The following is a 19,892-nucleotide window of genomic DNA, read 5'->3' as shown; positions in this document are numbered from 1 at the left end:
AGAAAAATTTAAAAGGAGTTGGGCTCTAATCTCTTTAGCTCTTGTAAATAGGCATCCATCACAACCGTTGTCAGAGCAGCACTTTCCTGCATCGTCTCATCAAAAGCTCCTATGAGTCCTCTTAAGTGATAGACTTCCCTTTCAATTCTTGCCATCTCGCTGCTCACCTGATTTAAAGAAGCATTGCAGTGAATGATGGGCGGGAACAATCATAGTCTATAGGGGAGGAAATTTGGATAATTTTATTCCTTAAAAGAGAGGGGTAAATCACAAATAGTTTTATTAGAAAAACAAACTTAGACTTTTAAATGAGCTTTCTTTATTTCGTCAAGGAAATAGCGCTATATTTTTTTTAGATAAATTCTTTTCTTTTCAACTATATATCTAAACTTAATTTCTTTTTTAAGGTAGCAAGTTAGCCGATAAAATTGTGAAAAGCTAGCATGAGGAAAAGAGGCTTCCCCTAAGATGAAAGAGGGAATTGCTGAATGATTATACTTTTCTTGATTTTATTAAAATATCCTGGCAGGTGGGCTTATTACAAACAATCGAAGTTATAAAATGTAAAAGTCATAAAAAATCCTTCAAACGACTTTTTTAATAGAGCGATTGTCACTCTTTTACTAGTCATTACTCTAAAGGATTAGATATTTAATCTTTAATATGCCAAGCATCTTAAAACTTTTCATAGTCAATTTTTTATAGCTTGCTATATTCCCTGCCAGAGATGTTCTAAGGCTTGCTTTTACGTTACCTAATAATGCTTAAAGCGATAGGATACCAAGTAGGAGTACAGCTCTTCGGTTTAAGCAGCCTTCTTTTTGTGTTTTTATGAGGTACAACTAAAGAAGGTAAAATCCTCGATGGTTAGAAGCTAGCCAAATGCTTATAGCTGACAAAAGTTAAAACTTGAAAATATAAGTAAGCACAACTTTCCAGCAAATCAAAAACACCCCTCTCTTAGATATCTATAGATTTTTTTATCCTGCCAAGAAATTAGGGTTTTTAAACTTAAGAAATTCAGTAGACAAGTTTTTTATAGAAAATATAAAGTGCTTTAACCCTTATAACTTGTACTCATAAAGGAAATAATTATGCAGCATGTGAAATGGATAGTATTTTTAGTGGCTGTCTGTTGGGTTACCTTATTCATAGGCTTTAGATCTAATACTGTTCGATCTTTACTTGTGCTTCCTTCTAAAGAAATTGTAAGAGCTGGTGGATTCAATCATATCTTTCATAGAAGAAATGCTTTCCAAGAAAGCGCTTTAGCTCACAAATTACTAGATGGACTAAGAGGGATTGAAATTGGAGGTTCTGCCCATAATCCTTTCGGATTGAAAACTCTTAATGTCGATTATAGTGATGAGCTTTCTACACCCTTCAAAAGAGCAGAGGAAAAGGCAGCAGGGCATGCTTTGAAAGTCGATATAGTGGCTAGTGGAGATAATCTTCCTTTTAAGGATAATGTGTTTGACTTTGTGATCAATTCTCATGTTATTGAGCATTTTTTTGATCCTATAAAAGCTATCAAGGAATGGCTGCGCGTGGTAAAGCCAGGAGGATATATCTATATGATTATTCCTCATAAAGAGCGGACCTTCGATAAAAATAGACCGCGCACTTCCTTAGAGGAAATTATCTATCGTCATGAACATTTAACTGCTCCTGAAAATGATGATCATCATCATTGGTCAGTTTGGATAACTCAAGATATGCTAGACATATGCAAGCATTATGGCTGGGAGGTAGTAGCTGTCCAAGACATCGATGATAAAGTAGGCAATGGATTTACAGTAGTAGTAAGAAAAGGCGAGGAAATCAGAAACTTATGAAGCGTTTTTTAATTCTCTGTGGGTTGTTCTTCATCTTACAGACTTTAAATGCCGGCTACAAATATGAATTATCCAGTTGTGCAATTTTTATGGAAGATGATCTTCCTTATATGCCTGAATGGATCGAATTTCATAAGCATCAAGGTATCCAACATTTTTATTTATACAATAATGGACCTATCAAGGTATGGAAAACTTATCTAGATAAATATGAAAAGGAAGGCTTTGTTGAGGTAATAGAATGGAATTATGGTAGCCAAAACGTTATCGAATGGAATAGCATTCAAACTCAAGCTTACATGCATTGCTTGAAAAAAATCACCAAGGAATCTAAATGGTGTGCCATCATTGATACCGATGAATTCCTTTTTACACTGCCTTACAAAAATTTGAGAAAAGCTTTAAAAAATTATGAAGAATTTGCAGGTGTGGTAGTCAATTGGGTAATGTATGGAACAAGTAACGTAGATTATATTCCAGAAGGGCAAAAATTGACCGATCTATTGACTTTTAGAGGAGCGGTAGATGGTGATTTGCATGTTAAATCTATTGTTAAGCCTGCCTATGTGGTAGATATCATGGATCCTCATAGTTTTATCTACTCTGCCAATAAATTTGCTGTGAATGAAAACAAAGAGCTTGTTCATGGAGCTTTTACAGCAAAAAACAGTGTTAACATTTTTAGAATTAATCATTATTGGTGTCGAGATAAAAGCTTTTTAATCAACACTAAGCTTGCTCGTCGGCTAAAGTGGGGCCAGCCTATAGAATCTGTGTTGGAGATAGAAAAAGGATATAATCTAGAGCATGATGACTTAATTAAAAATTTTAATAATTATAATCCTCATGCCTCACTTGAAATTTAAGTTACTGATTGCTAAGGAATTATAAAAGTTAATTTTTAAATTTAAAATTTATAAATTATTCATATCCAAAGGCTTATAAAAAAATGGGATGAATATGGGTTATAACTAAAGAGGATCCAAATAAGGGAAGGCTTTAAAAAATTATTCGCAACAGGAGAAGGAGAAAATAGCGTCACCCGTTGACACGAACATGGCAAGCTGATAAAACAGATGCTTGTCCGGGATGAATACATTGTAAAGTTTAAATAAATTGACTCTATGAAAGCTCCTTTGGTGTCTTTAATTATGCCTATTTGCAGCCATTGCGACTACTTAGAGGCTGCCTTAAACTCTGTAGCTGAACAGACGTATGCTTCTCTGGAGGTTATTCTTCTAGACACCCATTTTACTCTTCCTTCCTCTTTTATCATTCAAGATTTTATAAAATCTACAAAATATAAATGCATTTACCTTCAAGAAAATTTTCAAACTCTTGCTGAAGCTATCAACAGAGGTTTAGGAATTGCTCAAGGAGATTATTTAACTTTTCTCTCTCCTCAAGACTATTTTGCGCCTAATAGGATAGAAAGGCTGGTAGACAAAGCTATCGCTTCTCAAACGCATTTTATCTTTACGCGCGTAGATCTAGTAGATCAAGATAGCCGGCGACATTGCTTTGATGCTTCTCAAAAAAGAATTTACGAAGAAAAAATGTTTGAAATTATCCACCTTGAACATATTGAAGAAGCTTTTATGACTTTTAATCTTGCCATGACCTATGGCAATATGTTTTTTTCACGTGAACTTCACACACGCTTAGGTGCTTATAGAGATTATAAATATCAAGGCAGTTTGGATTATATTGTTCGCTCTCTTATAAATTATGAGATCAGCTTTTTAAATGAAAATCTTTATTATTACCGTTATATAGAGGAGAAAGTATCCCAGGAGGAGATCGAGCTTAGCCATAAAGAGCGCGAAGAGCTTTATCTCAATTATTTTGTGGGTGTAAGCCGTGTCGCTCCTTTAAATAAAAATGCTCCTTCGCCTTATAATGGATCTAAAGCATTTCTCAAAGCCAAAAATGCGATAAATTTGGGAAGCATTTTGGCTCAGTTTATTTATACTCCTAAAATCGCCAGCTCTGATAGCCCGTCGGTAGATTTTAAAAGCAATTCTTCTCATTATGTTGGAAAATCTGAAAAGTTTACCCTTATTACCCATGATTTAGCGCCGGGGGGAGGGGGATCTAAGTTAGTTTTAGATCTTGCTACCTCTCTTAAAGGCCAAGGCTACAAAGTTTCTGTCATCTCCATGCATGAAGGTTCTTTGAAAAATGAATATAAAAAATTAAATATTCCTCTTTATATAGCTCCTGCAGGCTGCTTAAAGTGGGATGAACCTATCGGAAAATGGAAGCGTCTGGGGGCACTCATTTGGGTCACTCTTTATTTAAACCTAAGGGCTTCCTCCACTGTTATTGTTAACAGTGCAGCCAGCTCTGTTCTTGTGTTACCCCTTTTACTGTTTGCTCCTTTTAAAAAGATTCATTGGTATATCCATGAATCTTTTTCTCCTACTATTTATCTTAAAACCAACCTAGCTTTTCACTTATTAAAGAGGGTTAATCATAAAAAAAGATTCAATTTTTGGTTTGGATCGGAAAGCACGAAAAATATTTGGAACAGTATTTTAGATGTTTCAGGAAAAGTGTTATATTGGAGTGGGGTGAAAGAGAGCAGTGTATCTTTAGCTTCTCATAAACCTATCAAAAATCTTCTTTCTATAGGCTTTAGCACTCCTAGGAAGGGTTTTCATTTACTTGTCGATGCCTTTATTGCCTGTATAAAAAAAGAGTTAATACCCCAGGATGTGATTCTGACCCTAGTAGGCTTACCCTCCTCTTTAGATAGCTATAATCAAGACATCATTTTAAAGATTCTTAGCGCTAATCTACAAGAACGCATTCATCTTATCTCTTGTATCGAGATCCACCAATTGGATTCCTTTTACAAGAAAGCAGACCTATTTGTTCAATCTTCTGCGGTAGAGTGTTTGCCCTTATCTCTTTTACAGGCTATGTCTTTAGGTGTTCCTATTATTTCTACCGATGTGAATGGATGTTCGGAAGCTATTGTACATAATTATTCCGGCTACTTATGTCGCTCTTTTAGTGCCCAAGCTTTAGAAAAGGCTTTAGTGGAAGCTATTAATCATCCTTTGCGAACACGTCAATTAGCGCTCAATGCCCACAGAACCTTTAATGAGAAATTTTCATTAGAAATGACTATCTCGAAAATTAAAGAAGAACTATCGTTAAAAGATAAATCTTTAATGAACGACCTATAAAATCAATTATTTTAAATGAGCGCCTATGATTGCAATTACGGGCAGTACAGGTTTTATAGGAAATTATCTCTGCAAGTTTCTTCCTCTCCCTCATAAACGCTTTGTTCGTCAATCTATTTCTACCATCCCTTCCCCGCAGCAGTTTATAGGAAATCTAAACAATCCTGTAGATATCAATAATTTTGTCCAACAGGCCGACGTTTTGATCCATTTAGCTTGGGTAAACAATCCATGGACCTCTGATAAAGATATTTTTTCTGATATTTCTCATAATCTTTTATCTTCTCTTACCCTTTTTGAAGCCTATGCCCAAGCTAATCCCCAGGGTCATATTATTTTTGCAAGTAGTGGAGGAAATATGTATCAAAAGAGCTCTTTAGTTTCTCATCAGGAGTCAGATCCTCCCTATCCTTGGAGTAGCTATAGTATTAATAAACTAGCGGTAGAAAATTATTTAGCTTTATTTTGCAGAAAGTATGGAATTCGGGGGACTGTATTGCGGATAAGTAACCCTTATGGTGCTCTTCTTCCTTCTACGCGTACAAATGGGCTCATTGGGGTCATTTTTTCCAAATTAATAGATAATTCCACTTTAAATATTATTGATTCTCTTTATAGCATAAGAGATTACATTCATCTAGATGATCTTTCTCACGCTTTTCATTTAATCATTAAAAATCCTCCTGAAAAAGCTTTGATGCAAGTCTTTAATGTGGGCTCCGGCCAAGGAACTTCTTTAAAAGAAGTTTTAGACACTATAGAAGCAATCTCTAAAAGAAAAATTAAGGTTAACTTGTGCAATAATAGCTGTGAGCCTACTTTTAGCGTTTTATCTCCAAAGCTAATTAGTCAAACTCTTAACTGGCATCCAAAAATAGAGTTAAAAGAAGGCTTAGAGAAAATGTGGGCAAGTATTCATTAATTACAAGCTGACCTGCTTTAAGCTCTGGCATCAATATTTTCCTAGCCAAAAGTGAAATGAAAGGGAATTACAAGTACCTGTATAACAAAAAGTAGCTAAAATTTGAGACTTGGATTTAGCTGCTATAGAGCTTTCTTTAGCAAGAGGGCGACCTGCTCTATAGCACTATAAATTTTTTTCTCCTATTAATCCAGTTTGTTAATGGGCGAGCTGTTACGCCAAACACCTCACGAGCTGTAGCCATTGAGCCGCCATTCTCTATATAATTTAAAGCTTTTTTTCTTAAATCATGGAGGGATGTCATGCCGCTTGATCATAGTATCCTCAGAAAAATAAAATTTAGATAACCATAGAGCCAATTTAAGTAATAGAAAAATTTTCGCTAATTAATATAGTCTACCCGAACATCTCAATGTTGGAGGAAACCGAGGATTTTCAAAAACCTACTTGGTTAATCTAGGCATTCTGGAAAGCAGGCTCGGCTTTTAATGGGAAAAACGACCATGAAACTATTACAAGTATAGAGGCTTAAAAATTTGAGGAGCATAAAAACCTTTGTCTACAGTTTCTAAAAGTCGCAGCGCTGCAGGGCTTGGAACATGGGTTCTAGATTCCCAAGATTGAACTGTCTTTACGTTTACATTTAAGGCTTTTGCAAAAATTCCTTGGGAATAAGGATTTTTCTCTCTGATTCTCTTAATATCGATAGTTTTATATTTATTTGGAGGCTCAGGGATTTCGATAAGCCCCGACTTTAAGCGTAACCTTTCTTAGTATGAGTGCTAGAACTTCTTCAAGCCCTTTAAATAACTTACTCATTTTTATTCTTTTTTTGATTGCTTTAGCTATTTGTTTTAACTCCACTTTCTCTTCTTGAGATAAATTTTCTTGCTCATTTTTTGAATAAATGAACAATGAGAAAAGAATCACTCGATCTTCTATATTTAAATAGCCTACTCTAAATCCACCCTTTTTTCCTTTAGGAGTTGATTTCAAGTGAGCTTTCCTTATTCCTCCTGTTCCAGTAATTACATCCCCTTGCTCTGAGTTTTCGGCTAAGCTTTTTTTGAAATCATCGATATCTTCTATCTTACAGAGGAAAATTTTTATAGAGATGCCAAGGTTGAATTAAGGAAAAAATACTTTTCGCCACCTTGCTTACAAGGAGATTAATAAACTAGGATTTTAGTATCAGCTATTTAATTGCGCTGCCTGAAAATATAAGTACACCCATTATAAACCGCGTGGGTAAAGATGGCAGGCCCTAAGCCCCATTTCCATTGTACAAGCCCACATGTCGCTCCCACTGCTAATAATCTCAATTGTGCTGCAAGCTGAGCATCATTGTGAGCCATTGTAAATGCATAGGTGGAAAAACATACACCCACTAACTCTGTTAGGGGGGTATCCAACATAACATTAAATTTTTTATCTAAAAACCGATTGAAGTGAGGAAGTCCGACTTGTATGATAAGATGAGGCATGCACCTAAAAACCAATTCTTCGATAATAGGAGCAACTAACACACAACCTACCAGCTCCTTTCCTTTGTCAGTGCTAAAGAATTTAGTTTTTAAGCTTGAACGCTGGCACGCGTAATCTATAGTTTTAACGCTTATGTTCTCAAAAACAACAATACTCTCATTCATGCCTGCATTAAGGGGCTTCCAAATTTTATCTTTTACACAATCTGGCACTCCACTCCAGAGGCTACACCCTGTCCGTCTAAAAATTTGCCTTCCACAAGAATACAGAGTAGGAGTAATGGGATAAAACAATAATACGCCTGCTATGCCTGCCATTGTATAGGAAACAACATTGGTAGAATTCATATTAAACTCTTTTGTGAAGTTAAAGTTAATATTATTATAATAATATAAATAATTTAAAACAATAAATCTTTTATATAAAACAATAATTAATAAATGGAGTTTATTTGATTATAAAAAGTTCTTAGAAAAATAAGATTAATTTGCGCCCCCCCCCCCAAAAAAAATTTATCGCCTGAATGTAGAGATTTTATAAGTATAAAATTTATTGAATAAAACTTAAGCCGATAGCTTATTAAGATAATAATCCTTCTATTTCCTACCTTTTTGTTTTCCCTGCCTATATTTATCCGATAGAAAATTTGGTGGAAAAAAACTATTTGATAGGTAGATAATTTAATATGGATGTATAATCCTATTTATATATAATCAATCTTTGGTCTATAAAATAAAGATAAACTATGAATTCAATCCTGGAAGAAATAAAACAAGACTTTATTAAACCTGCTTTTGAAAAAAAAGCGCTTCAAGCTACGGCGCGCGAGTGCGGCTATGATATTAATTTAACTTTTTCCCCTAAAGAAAAAGAGATTCTTATTAATCATTTTGTTAAGTCTCTTTTAAAAAAAATAGAAGACCATTACCAAAAAAACAGTGAATTTGCTTCGATCCGTGTCAACCTCTCAGGAAAGGTGGAAAAAATCACTCGAAGAAAATTTGAGAAGAAAAATATATGCATTGTTTCTGAAAATTCTAGAGATTTTCATGATCAGTCACTTGAAGACTTTTTTCCTGTTTTTGAAAATGTTTTGAATTATTTAAAAACTTGGAGAAGGTACAAGTACTGAGAACTCAATTGAGATTCAGATAATAAATAGGTCTAGTTTTTCAGTAGAAGAATTTTCTATCCTTGCTAAAAAATGGCGAGGATAAAAATTTTTAAAGCACCTTGTGCAAATAGCGTTGCTTATAAAACTACTTCTTAATCTGGAAGAAGCTTAGCAGGTTACCATTTCAGGCCACCCACCATCCCAGGATATCAAAGAGCCCTTCGGTGGATTTTAAAGAATTAGAGCGAGAGATAAGAGCAGAGAGGCTCTTGTTAAAAGTACTGTATTAAAACAAGCGAAGCGTCTAAAATAACCTTTTTTATGCCTTTTAATATTGTCGTTTTGATTTATGAACAAGCCTACGAAGCCTTTTTTATTGAGAATCAATCCTCATATAAGACAGACCCAATATCTTAAAGATTTAATCGACTATCGGGAACTTTTATATTTTTTTGCATGGCGCGATATTTTAGTGCGCTACAAGGAAGCTTTTTTTGGAATAGCTTGGGCAGTCATTCGCCCTCTCATCAATATGGGAATTTTTGCGCTGGTGTTTGGGAAAATCGCCCATCTCTCCTCGGGAAATATCAACTATGCTTCTTTTGTCTTAGCCGGTTTGCTTCCTTGGCAATTATGTTCTAATGCTCTAGTAGAGGGCTCAACGAGTATTCTCCATCATGCCAATCTAATCTCTAAAATTTATTTTCCTCGTATCATCATACCTACCGCACAAATTGCTGTACATTTTGCAGACTTTCTCATAGGCATGATTTTGTTATTCTTTTTTTGTTTTATTGTTCAGCCTTTAAATTTTGCCACATTGATGGGTTTACCTATCTTTATTATGCTTGCTTTGCTATTAAGTGAAGGAGGATCTCTTTGGCTTTCCGCTTTGACAGTAAAATTTAAAGATTGTAGGTTTTTAATTCCTTTTGTTGTCCAAATTGGCATGTTTATTTCTCCTGTAGGTTATAGCAGCAGCGAGATTTCTAGCCAATGGATCTGGCTATACTGCTTGAATCCTATGGTAGGAATTATAGATGGGTTCAGGTGGTCTCTTTTTGGCTTTACCTACCCTCATTTGGTTTATTCCATCGCTACTTCTGCTGTTGTTACGCTTATTTTAGTAATTACCGGTTTTCTTTATTTTCGTAAAATGGAACGCTCTTTTGTGGATAGGTTGTAAATGGGTAATTTAAATATCGTTGAAGTAAAAAATGTTTCGAAAAAGTATACGATATTTCATGATCAACCCCCCTTAGGGCAAACGACACTGGTAGAAACATTGGCTACGCACGGACGTCGTTTTTGGAAGAGAATGAGGGGCCATAAATGCCGAGCAGCAGCTGCAGAAGAAAAGCAAACAGAAGAATTTTGGGCCTTGAGAGATATTTCACTAGCCATAGAAGAAGGTGACCGATTTGGAATTATTGGCCGCAATGGTGCAGGAAAGTCTACCTTGCTAAAGTTGCTCTCACGCATCATCATGCCTTCTGACGGTGAAATTTTTCTTCGAGGAAAGATCTCCAGCCTACTGGAAGTAGGCACAGGCTTTCATCCTGAATTGACAGGAAGAGAAAATGTCTTTTTAAATGGTGCTATATTAGGAATGAGTAAACGGGAAATTGCTCGAAAATTTGATGAAATTGTGGAATTTGCAGAGATTGAAAAATTTTTAGATACGCCCGTCAAGCGCTATTCAAGTGGGATGTACACGCGCTTAGGATTTTCCATAGCCGCTTATTTAGATCCTCAGGTATTGGTCCTAGATGAAGTATTAGCGGTAGGCGATGCCCCTTTTCAAGCTAAATGTATAAAAAAAATGCGTGAGCTGGCATTGAGTGGCAGAACAATTATTTTTGTCAGCCATAATATTCATTCTTTGTTAGAAATCTGTAATAAAGGAATTTATTTAGAGAATGGGCGACAGATTGAGGTCGGTTCTATAGAAAGATGTATAAAAGCCTATGAACAAAAAATTCAAGGAAACCTGACGAGTTAAATGGTAAGAATACTTTTAAATTGTTTAGATACCTTGGGAAAATCAATGGCGGGACCGGCCATTCGTTATTGGGAATTTGCGCACGCACTTGCTAAAAGCCATCAAGTGACGCTACGTGTTCCTAATCAAACTGATCAAGTCTCTACCAACTTTACGATAAGCACAGGTCCCATCCAGTTTAAAAAGATAGATGTTATCATCACTCAAACTATCGACCCAAACCTTGCCCTCCATGCTAAGCGTCATAAAATTCCTCTTATCTATGATGCCTACGACCCTGAACCCTTAGAGCATTTAGAAATTTTCAAGCCCTCAGCACTTAAAGTAAGAAAACATCTTAATCGTGCGATTATCCATACTATTAATTTTAATCTACGCATGGCTGATGCGGTGATTTGCGCCAATCATCGGCAAAGAGATCTATGGATAGGTGCTTTATTAAGTTTAAGAAAAATTTCCCCTACCATTTATGATCAAGATGAAACGTTACATAAACTAGTAGGCATCGCCCCTTTTGGGATTCCTTCCCGCCCTGCTATTCAATCTAACAGCGGTTTTCGCGAAAAATTTAACATTAAAGCTTCAGATAAGCTTCTCTTATGGGGAGGAGGTATTTGGAACTGGTTTGATCCTTTGACTCTTATTCGTGCGGTTAAGGAGCTATCTAAGCAAAGAAGCGATATAAAGCTGGTTTTTATGGGCATCAGGCATCCTAATGCCAGCATTCCTATCATGAGTATGGCTAATAAAGCAATTAAGCTAGCGGAAGACTTAAAAATTAAAGATCAGTTTGTTTTCTTTAATGAACAATGGATACCTTATGAAGAACGTGAAAATTTTCTTTTGGATGCAGATATTGGGGTATCCACACATTTTGAGCATTTGGAAACTCAATATTCCTTTCGCACCAGGCTCTTAGATTATATTTGGGCAGGCTTGCCCCTGATTACTACTGAGGGTGATGTCTTTGCAGAACTCGTCTTGAAAAATAAAATTGGCAAAGTGGTACCTGCACAAGATATTCAGGCTTTAGTTTTAGCGATAAGCCAGCTAATAGATAATTCAGCTGAAACGCTAAGAATAAAAAGCAAGCTTAAAGAACTAAGGGAGCAGCTTGTCTGGGAAAAAGCTGTAGTCCCTCTTGAAGAAATTATTGAGCATTTAATGAATAATCCTCTTAAAAATTATTTTGCTTATGATCTTGCCAAAATATTTTATTATCAGCTTCAAAAATGCCATCCTTGGAATTTAATAGAAAGATGGTGGGTAAGGCGGAATAATGGAATCAAAACCTAGCTTTTCTAACCATCGCAAGGTTGATATCCTGCTGGCCACTTATAATGGAGAAAGGTACTTAGCAGAGCAAATAGAGTCTTTGTTAAATCAAACCTATCCTGCTATTCATCTTTTAATTCGAGATGATGCTTCTATAGATAATACCCCCTTAATTATTAAAAGCTATCTTTCCAAGTTTCCTGATAGGATAACCTTTTTCCAAGGTAGAAAGCGTCAAGGCGTGAAAGCTAATTTTTCTCAGTTGATGAAAGCTTCAACCTCTTCTTATCTCATGTTTTCTGACCAAGATGATGTATGGAAGCCTAATAAAGTTGAAAAATCTCTTTCTTGCATGCTAGCCATGGAAAATCAGTATGGGGAACTTCCTTTGCTAGTCCATAGTGACCTCACTGTGGTAGATGAAAATTTACATCTGTTGGACCCCTCTTTTTGGCATTATACTCATCTTAAGTCCCATCATTCTTCTAGCTTAAATAGATTATTAACTCAAAATGTAGTGACTGGGTGCACGATAATGATCAATCGTCTCCTGAATGAAATGGCCAGGCCCATCCCTCATGAAGCTTTTATGCATGATTGGTGGTTAGCTTTAACCGCCTCGGCATTCGGCCAAATAGGGGTCATTAATGAGGCTACTCTTTACTACAGGCAACATTCCACAAATACATTAGGTGCGCAAAAATTTTTTAATTTCTATAATATGAAAAAAAAATTGCATAAATGGCGCCAGACCGATGAAAAAAAATTTCAACAGGCTTTAATTTTTTATCAGCGTTATCAGAAGTTGCTAAGCCTTTCGCAGCAAAAGGTTCTAAAAGATTTCTCAAAGCTTGCTCAGCTTCCTTGGATGAAGAGAAAAAAAACAGTTTATTGTCATGGATTTTTTAAGCAGGGATGGGTGCGAAACCTAGCGGATTTTTTCTTAGGGTGATAGGGGAAAGCAGCTTCTCACCCTTAAAAATACCTTATTCACATTAAACAATGCTTATAGAGAGCAAGTATGCTAGCAAATGCCAATTTATTAAAATTTTCTTTTTGGGTATGGCCCTATTTTGCCATGCTCGTCATAGGCTTAACGTTTCCCTCAGACGGTAACCATGGAATGATGACCCCTAAAAGTGGGTTATTCCTTGGGTGTTTTTGTTTAATGATTTTTTATAGCTTTTTTAGAGTGCGTTTGACAATGCATCAACTGCGCCTCATCTGTTTTGCTTGCATTTCCTTAAGTTTTTTGTTGATTTGGATGTTTATTGGTCATTGGCAAAAAAATGAATGGTTAAATAGCGGCTTCGATCAATTTAAAATTTTTTCCATCACCATTGCGACTGTCATCATGACGTTGAATCTGGTGCACGAAGATTTAACTACTAAAGAAAAAATTTTAAAAGCGATTATCTATTCTAATTTTGCCTACTCAGCCATTAAAGTGGCCATAGTCATTCTCCATGTTTTGAAAATTATAGACATGTTTCATTTATTAGAACTTTTAGGGATTCGTTATATGAGCATGGCCATGCTTCAAGGTAACTTATCCCGTTTGCAAACCTCAGTAGATATTATCACTCCTTTTTTACTGCTTTTCGTATTACAAGGTCATCGATTAAACTTAGGATTAAGTAAAAGCTTTAAGGGATTATTTCTGCTAATTACTTTGCCTGCGATTTTTCTTAGCTTTTCACGCTTCCTCTATGGGGTGGTGGGAATAAGTATAATTTTATACGCCTTTACCTTAAGCTTTAAAGGATTTTTCAGAATGACGATTTTAACCATTCTAGTCGCTATTTTAGGATTAAGCTGGATAGGAATAGAAAAAGTACAAATTCTTATTTATGAGCGTTTTTTTAGCTATGATAACCAGATGTCTGACCAAGTGCGCGTAGATCAGATTAACGCCCTAATGGAAGAGCTCGATATTTATCCTTTATTGGGGAAAGGTCTTGGAGGATATGTGGAAAAGTTAGTAAGAGGGGGTGATTTGCACCATTCTTATGAAGTTCAATGGATTGCTTTTCTGATGCAATTTGGAATCTTAGGCTTTATTATTTTGATGATGCCGGTAGGCATTATAGCTTACAAACTATTTGCGCCGCCCTTTAATCGATTAAAGCTGTCCTTTTTAGGTCTTTTTGGTGTATGGCTTCTCTCTGGGTTTACTAATCCTTTTCTTATTTCTTTAACAAGTGGTATTGTTTACTCAATGTTTCTATTGGTAAGTGATATATTAAAAATACCCTCCCAGTACGAAAAGGGTCGTTGTGAGCTTGTATGATGAATAAAGTGAAAAGATTGGGTAGGATTTCTGCTAAATACTTAGGTGTCTCCGCGAGATATTTATTACGCGGTTTTCAAAAAAAATGCTTTTCTTCTTATTTACTCTCTTATTTTAAGCAGCATTTTTTATATATAGAAAAATTCACTAAACATTTAGAGGAAAATATAGAGCTTGAGGATAATCAATCCATTAAATGGAATAGATTAAAAGAAACTGTGCAAGGCTTGCATGCTCTCCTTCCAGACAATAACAGATTTTATTACTCTATCTTAATTGATGCGACCCACTGCCCCAAAAAGTATCTTAAGCAAACCCTTAAAGCAGCTTTAGACCTAACAGCTCCCTATAAAGAAATTTTATTAGCTATTTCCAAAGAGTCGCAGAGCGAAATAGAAAAATTACTCAAGCATTTTATTCCTAACGAGTTGGTCAGCTTAAAGGTATTTAATTTTGAAAAAAATCTTCTGGCAAGTGATGTGATGAATGCTTTAGCTAGCTTCTCTGAGGGCAATTACTTGTTTATCTTGCCGGTAGGGGATTGGATGAGGCCTGATCTACTCTATCGCTATGAGCAAACTCTTAATTTTATGGCTGCAAAAGATTTTACTGTATTGTTTTGTGATGAATATCAGATCAATAGTCGCTGCATGCCCCTTCCAAAGACTCGTACACTTAAGCCGCAACAGCCTTGTTTTCCCTACATATTTAATGATGATTTAGGACATACTTTACTTATTCCTAAAAAGCTTTGGGAAAAAATTGGAGGATTGCTTAAAGAAAGTGAGGGAATATACACTTTTGACTTACCTTTAAGATTAGATGCAGCCGGGGCTTTATTTCATAAAGTGCCTTTGCCTCTCTATGCAATTAGAGAAGAAAATAAAATTAAGCAAGAGACCCATTATTCAACTTTGCCTGCGTTAAAAAATATTCTTAAATCTTTTGAAAATTATTCAAAAAGTAAAAAATTAAACTGGCATTGGACGCCCGGCTATTCCAAATCTAGCGTAAGGGCCATCCCTCAACTTCTTAGCATTCCTGAAGTGCATGTAATCATGCTTTATAAAGATCATTGTCGTCTCACCTTATCTGCTGTCAGCCATATCATGAAGCAAAAAAATGTCCGCGTGAAAATGACTGCCATTGATAATAATAGCCAAGACTTTTCTATAGCAGAGAGATTGAAGGAGTTAGGGGTAGAAGTTATTCGAATAGAGGAGCCCTTTAATTATTCACGTTTAAACAATAGGGCGGTTAGAGAAACTAAAATAGCTAAAGATATAGAAAATATCCTTTTCCTTAACAATGATGTAGACTTAGATGCCGACGGTTTAATAGAGATGTGCCGGTGGATCGAACAGCCTGGAATTGGATTAGTCGGTTGCCGTCTAAATTATCCTAATGGCTTATTGCAGCATGGAGGTGTGATCATTGAAGCCTCAGGAGCCGCTTTTATGAAATCTTGGCACCATGAAGAGAGGCTTGAAAAATTTCACCATCTTAGGAAAACTAATTTTTTAAGAGTATCAGCAGCCGTTACAGCTGCTTGCTGCATGATTAAAAAGAAGACCTTTCTTGAAGTGGACGGATTTGATGAGATATGGTTTCCTGTAGCTTTTAGTGATACTGCCCTAGCAGTTAAAGTGCGTGCAAAAGGGCTGCACTGTTTATATACTCCCTTTGCAGTAGGAGTTCATCATGAGAGCATTTCTCGTAAGAAAGTCAATATAGAGGACTATGAGACTTTGTCCTGGGTACATCGTCGATTTGTGCAGAAATTATGGGAGAATGAAAAAATTCACTTCGAAGATCTTGAAAAGACAGAATATTAGAGAGATTATTGAAAATAAAAATGAGTGAAAATGTTATTTAATTCTTATTTTTTCATCTTTATCTATCTTCCTATCGTGGTAGCAATATTTTTTGTTTGCTGCTATTTTCACCTCAAAAAAGGTGCTCAGCTATTTTTGCTAATCAGTTCTTTAATCTTTTATGCTTACTGGGATGTGCGGTTTGTTCCTTTATTATGTGCATCTATTTTTTTTAATTATATAGCAGGCAATCAGATATATAATGCTTCTACAAGCCAATTAAAAAAGCTTTATCTATTATTAAGCTTAGCATTCAATCTGGCTCTTTTACTTTATTTTAAATATCTTAATTTTTTTATTAGCAGTGCTAACTATTTTTTATCTTCTGAGGTAAAATTATTAGATATCATTCTACCCCTAGGAATCTCTTTTTTTACATTTACTCAAATAGCCTATCTTGTAGATGTTTATCAAGCGAGGGCCGTTCCGGGAGGGTGGCGCTCTTACAGCCTATTCGTAACAGTTTTTCCTCATTTAATCGCAGGTCCAGTCTTACACCATAAAGAAATGATTACACAATTTGACAACCCTGCCAACTATCAATGGTCTAGTTACAATTTTGCCCAAGGAACATTTTTATTCGTCATAGGATTAGCCAAAAAAGTCCTCATTGCTGATGCCATGTATGGATATGTCACCCCGGTTTTTGATCAAAATCAAACTTTAATCCCTTTTTTACAAGCCTGGATAGGGGCCTTAGCTTATTCTATAGAGCTTTATTTTGATTTCTCCGGCTATTCAGATATGGCTGTTGGATTAGGGCTCTACTTTAATATTCAATTGCCGCTTAATTTTAACTCTCCTTATCAAGCCACCTCAATGATTGATTTTTGGCGCCGGTGGCATATCTCGCTCTCTAATTTTTTGAGAGATTATTTATATATACCTTTAGGAGGTAACAGATATGGAGAAACCCGTAAATTAGCTAATCTGCTAATTACTATGCTCCTTGGTGGGGCTTGGCATGGAGCTAATTGGACCTTTGTAGTATGGGGCCTCTGCCACGGTTTTTTTCTTATGATTAATCATTTATGGCGCAAGCTTAATGTTAATTTATCACCTCTTTTAGGACAGCTGCTTACTTTTTTTTGCGTCGTAGTGGCTTTTGCTATCTTCCGCTCCCCTGATTTACCTAGAGCTTGGATGATATTAAAGGGATTGTTTGGCTACAATGGAATAATCCTTCCTGAGAAATATGAATATAGCTTAGCTTTTTTGAAAGCTTATGGAGTGGCTTTTGAAAGGCTTCATTTTTCCAATGTACGCCTCTATGATTTGCTAAAAATTTTAGCCTGCCTGTTAGCTATCTTATTACTTCCCAATAGCATGTGGTGGAAAGAACGTTTTATAAGATATCCTATTTTAGCGGGATTAGGCTTAAGTGCGCTTTTTATTATTTGCCTGATAGATTTGAATGCAGTCACAGAATTTCTTTATTATCAATTTTAATATGTCTGATAAAAATCCTTGTCTCTTTATTATTACTTTTTTTATTTCTAGCCTATTTGCTCTTGTTTCTATTGTCTCCTTTAACTATTTAATAGACCCTTTTGATTACTTTAAGTCTCCTCTAATTGTTGGATTTAATGATAAAAAATTAGAGAGTACACAGGAAAGGTTTGATAAGGCAGCTAAGATTATAGCTAAAAAGCCCACAGCAATCATGTTAGGATCCTCACGGGTACGTGCAGGTTTTCCATTGACCTATTATAATCAATTAGTTGGAGGGCAAGCTTATAAAGCTGCATTCTCAGGAGCTCGCTTTGATGAGATCTTTGGCTATTTTGAACATGCTTTACATAACCAACCTGATCTGAAAGCAGTTTTTCTTTGTTTAGACTTTTTCGCATTTGCAAGCAATCTGGAACCTGTAGCAGAGTATAGGGAAGATCGATTGAGAAGGGCTTCTCTCTCTTTTTCTGACTGGGCCCAGTGCTTATTGTCACGAAAAACTATTAAATTTAGTTGGTCTACTTTTAAACACAATGTAAATCCTAAAAAGCTAGAAGAGGTGGCTGGCTATTATGTTAAGATTGATGAAAATGATTTCATCCTTCTTAATCCAATAATCGTCGAAAACCCTGTGCAATTTTTGAAAGAAGAGAAGAGGTTAATCTTCAATAATTATGAAATTGATGATAAAAAAGTGGCTATGTTTAGAAAGCTTGTGCGGAGGTGTCAGGAAAACAATATTGATTTGAAAGTAGTGTTTAGTCCAGCCCATGTTTACTATTGGGAAGCGCTTTATCAAGGTAATTGTTGGAAAGCTTTAGAAAATTTGAAACGCCAGCTAAGTGCTATTTACCCTATCTACGATTTCTCCGGCTTCTGCGCTTTTAATCAAGAAGATTTATCAATAGGTAACTCTAATAGACGTTTTTTCGAGGTCTCTCACTTTACCCCTTTGTATGGGCAAATTATACTTGATCGTGTGTATGGGAAAGAAAATAGGGATCTAGAGGCTGGTTTTTTATTAAATCCGCAAACAGTTGAATTACATCTAGCAAAAATACGTAAGCAAAGGGATGACTGGGTAGGAAAAAATGCTGAGATGGCTATTTGGCTGCGAGAACAATTAAATATTTAAAATAATAGCTTTTTAATGTTATTTAAAGAAAATCCTTGTCTAGAGCCTAGAAAGGGAATTACTTTTTCTCCGAGCTCTTTTTTTCCTTAAAAAGGAGCTATTTTATTAAATATGATTGTGTAAGAAGCTAATTAAAAGGCTATAGGCAGCCCTATATACTAACACTTACTCTTAAAAAAACAGATCCTTCATAAAAAGCCATGAAGAAAAATTTGCCTTAAAAAAAATAGTTTTTCTTAAAGCTTATAATCTTAAAAATTTAAGTGCAATTAGCCAGGATATATAGGTATATAAATTCTATTTTTCTTAGGATGTATGTATAATCGATTAGCATGGTATATTCACACGATTTAAGAAAAAAAGCTTTGAATTATATAGAGAATGGCGGCTCCATGGTCACAGCTAGTGAGGTGTTTGGCGTAACAGTTCGCACCTTAACAAACTGGATTAAGCGGGAAAAACAAGGTTGTCTAGCTCCTAAAAAAAGGCGGCAGAGCCCCAGTAAAATTGATAGTGAAAAGCTAAAATTATATATAAAACAAACTCCTGATGCCTATCTTAGGGAAATAGCTGAGGCATTCGGAGTGACAATAGCTGCAGTTTTTTATGCCTGTAAAAGACTGAAAATCACTTTAAAAAAAAGACACCCTTCTACAAGGAAAGAGAGGAGAATAAGCGAGAGGAGTTTAGACAAAAGCTAGAAAACATTCCGGAAGAAAATAGAGTTTACATAGATGAAAGCGGGATAAATGCTTACTTACAGCGCTAACACGCAAGATCACTAATAGGAGAAAAGATTTATGGTGCTATAGCAGGTCGTTCATTTGCTAGAGAAAGCTTTATAGCAGCTAAATGCAAGTCTAAAATTTTAGCTCCTTTTTGTTATACAGATACTTGTCATTCTCTTTTGTTTAACTTTTGGCTAGAAAAAATATTGATACCCGAACTTAAAGTGGGGCAAGTTCTGATTATGGATAATGCTACCTTCCATAAATCGCAAGCCACTCATGAGCTTATCAAAAAGGCAGAGTGTGAGATTTTATTTCTACCGCCTTATTCTCCAGATTTAAACCCTATTGAAACCTTTTGGGCTAATTTTAAGAAGATCGTAGCAGCAAACTTAAGTAAGTCTTCGACTCTTGCTCCGACCATTGATTACTTTTTTTAAGTATAGGTGAATGATAAGAAATTTAAACCACTATAAATAGTCCAACCTGATTTACCCTAAAAAACTCCATCATTGCATCAATTTTAAAAAGAAAAAATGTAAATTTCCTTTTAATGGTAAGCTAAAAAAGTAGAAATCCAAAAATT

General features: G+C 35.5%; 19 protein-coding genes. 15 read left to right on the top strand and 4 right to left on the bottom strand.

What is annotated here, in order from left to right; translation table 11 throughout:
* Positions 1 to 8: 8 nt before the first annotated feature.
* Entirely contained in the window at positions 9 to 155 is a 147-nt protein-coding gene (locus NEOC95_RS06290) for a hypothetical protein (protein ID WP_166157528.1), read from the bottom strand.
* Between the two features lie 939 nt (positions 156 to 1,094).
* On the opposite strand from NEOC95_RS06290, the gene NEOC95_RS06285 reads away from it, so the two are divergent.
* The 4 genes from NEOC95_RS06285 to NEOC95_RS06270 all read left to right on the top strand — a co-directional run bounded on the left by NEOC95_RS06285 (position 1,095) and on the right by NEOC95_RS06270 (position 5,951).
* Positions 1,095 to 1,835, top strand: a complete 741-nt coding sequence (locus NEOC95_RS06285) for a class I SAM-dependent methyltransferase (RefSeq protein ID WP_166157531.1) — start codon at positions 1,095 to 1,097, stop codon at positions 1,833 to 1,835.
* A complete protein-coding gene (locus NEOC95_RS06280; protein WP_166157534.1) occupies positions 1,832 to 2,701 on the top strand; it encodes a glycosyltransferase family 92 protein in 870 nt (289 codons plus the stop codon). Before NEOC95_RS06285 ends, NEOC95_RS06280 begins: the two co-directional genes overlap by 4 nt.
* Positions 2,702 to 2,974: 273 nt before the next feature.
* On the top strand, positions 2,975 to 5,029 hold the full coding sequence (locus NEOC95_RS06275; RefSeq protein WP_213152184.1) for a glycosyltransferase: 2,055 nt from the start codon (positions 2,975 to 2,977) through the stop codon (positions 5,027 to 5,029).
* Between the two features lie 25 nt (positions 5,030 to 5,054).
* Entirely contained in the window at positions 5,055 to 5,951 is an 897-nt protein-coding gene (locus NEOC95_RS06270; RefSeq protein WP_166157540.1) for an NAD-dependent epimerase/dehydratase family protein, read from the top strand.
* 157 nt (positions 5,952 to 6,108) lie between these two features.
* Here the strand turns inward: NEOC95_RS06270 and NEOC95_RS09860 are convergent, their stop codons facing one another.
* The 3 genes from NEOC95_RS09860 to NEOC95_RS06255 all read right to left on the bottom strand — a co-directional run bounded on the left by NEOC95_RS09860 (position 6,109) and on the right by NEOC95_RS06255 (position 7,783).
* A complete protein-coding gene (locus NEOC95_RS09860; protein WP_166157543.1) occupies positions 6,109 to 6,255 on the bottom strand; it encodes an IS630 transposase-related protein in 147 nt (48 codons plus the stop codon).
* 425 nt (positions 6,256 to 6,680) lie between these two features.
* Positions 6,681 to 6,962, bottom strand: a complete 282-nt coding sequence (locus tag NEOC95_RS06260; protein WP_502710276.1) for a type II toxin-antitoxin system RelE/ParE family toxin — start codon at positions 6,960 to 6,962, stop codon at positions 6,681 to 6,683.
* Positions 6,963 to 7,150: 188 nt separating this feature from the next.
* Positions 7,151 to 7,783 (bottom strand): CPBP family intramembrane glutamic endopeptidase, encoded by a 633-nt coding sequence (locus tag NEOC95_RS06255; protein WP_166157546.1) that lies wholly within the window; start codon positions 7,781 to 7,783, stop codon positions 7,151 to 7,153.
* Positions 7,784 to 8,181: 398 nt separating this feature from the next.
* Here NEOC95_RS06255 and NEOC95_RS06250 point away from each other — a divergent pair, with 398 nt between their 5' ends.
* From NEOC95_RS06250 to NEOC95_RS06200, 11 genes are all read left to right on the top strand, one after another.
* Positions 8,182 to 8,568: a hypothetical protein gene (locus tag NEOC95_RS06250; protein WP_166157549.1), complete on the top strand. Its 387-nt coding sequence runs from the start codon at positions 8,182 to 8,184 to the stop codon at positions 8,566 to 8,568.
* A 331-nt stretch (positions 8,569 to 8,899) separates the two neighbouring features.
* Entirely contained in the window at positions 8,900 to 9,736 is an 837-nt protein-coding gene (locus tag NEOC95_RS06245) for an ABC transporter permease (RefSeq protein WP_166157552.1), read from the top strand.
* Complete coding sequence (locus NEOC95_RS06240; RefSeq protein WP_166157555.1) at positions 9,737 to 10,552, top strand: ABC transporter ATP-binding protein; 816 nt, start codon at positions 9,737 to 9,739, stop codon at positions 10,550 to 10,552.
* On the top strand, positions 10,553 to 11,848 hold the full coding sequence (locus tag NEOC95_RS06235) for a glycosyltransferase (protein ID WP_213152183.1): 1,296 nt from the start codon (positions 10,553 to 10,555) through the stop codon (positions 11,846 to 11,848).
* Positions 11,832 to 12,779, top strand: coding sequence for a glycosyltransferase family 2 protein (locus tag NEOC95_RS06230; protein WP_213152182.1), 948 nt, complete (start codon positions 11,832 to 11,834; stop codon positions 12,777 to 12,779). Before NEOC95_RS06235 ends, NEOC95_RS06230 begins: the two co-directional genes overlap by 17 nt.
* Before the next feature lie 69 nt (positions 12,780 to 12,848).
* Entirely contained in the window at positions 12,849 to 14,117 is a 1,269-nt protein-coding gene (locus tag NEOC95_RS06225) for an O-antigen ligase family protein (protein ID WP_213152181.1), read from the top strand.
* Entirely contained in the window at positions 14,114 to 15,952 is a 1,839-nt protein-coding gene (locus tag NEOC95_RS06220) for a glycosyltransferase family protein (protein WP_166157567.1), read from the top strand. The genes NEOC95_RS06225 and NEOC95_RS06220 overlap by 4 nt, the downstream gene beginning before the upstream one ends.
* Positions 15,953 to 15,982: 30 nt before the next feature.
* Complete coding sequence (locus NEOC95_RS06215) at positions 15,983 to 17,440, top strand: MBOAT family O-acyltransferase (RefSeq protein ID WP_166157570.1); 1,458 nt, start codon at positions 15,983 to 15,985, stop codon at positions 17,438 to 17,440.
* Entirely contained in the window at positions 17,406 to 18,578 is a 1,173-nt protein-coding gene (locus tag NEOC95_RS06210; protein WP_166157573.1) for a hypothetical protein, read from the top strand. Before NEOC95_RS06215 ends, NEOC95_RS06210 begins: the two co-directional genes overlap by 35 nt.
* 332 nt (positions 18,579 to 18,910) lie before the next feature.
* Positions 18,911 to 19,279, top strand: coding sequence for an IS630 transposase-related protein (locus tag NEOC95_RS06205; RefSeq protein WP_166157576.1), 369 nt, complete (start codon positions 18,911 to 18,913; stop codon positions 19,277 to 19,279).
* 83 nt (positions 19,280 to 19,362) lie between these two features.
* Positions 19,363 to 19,746: a transposase gene (locus tag NEOC95_RS06200; RefSeq protein WP_166157582.1), complete on the top strand. Its 384-nt coding sequence runs from the start codon at positions 19,363 to 19,365 to the stop codon at positions 19,744 to 19,746.
* The last annotated feature ends 146 nt before the right edge of the window (positions 19,747 to 19,892 follow it).

The sequence above is a fragment of the Neochlamydia sp. AcF95 genome, assembly GCF_018342455.1.
Lineage (GTDB): Bacteria > Chlamydiota > Chlamydiia > Chlamydiales > Parachlamydiaceae > Neochlamydia.
Note: the sequence above shows the minus strand (reverse complement) of the source record. Positions and strands in the feature narration are given on the sequence as shown.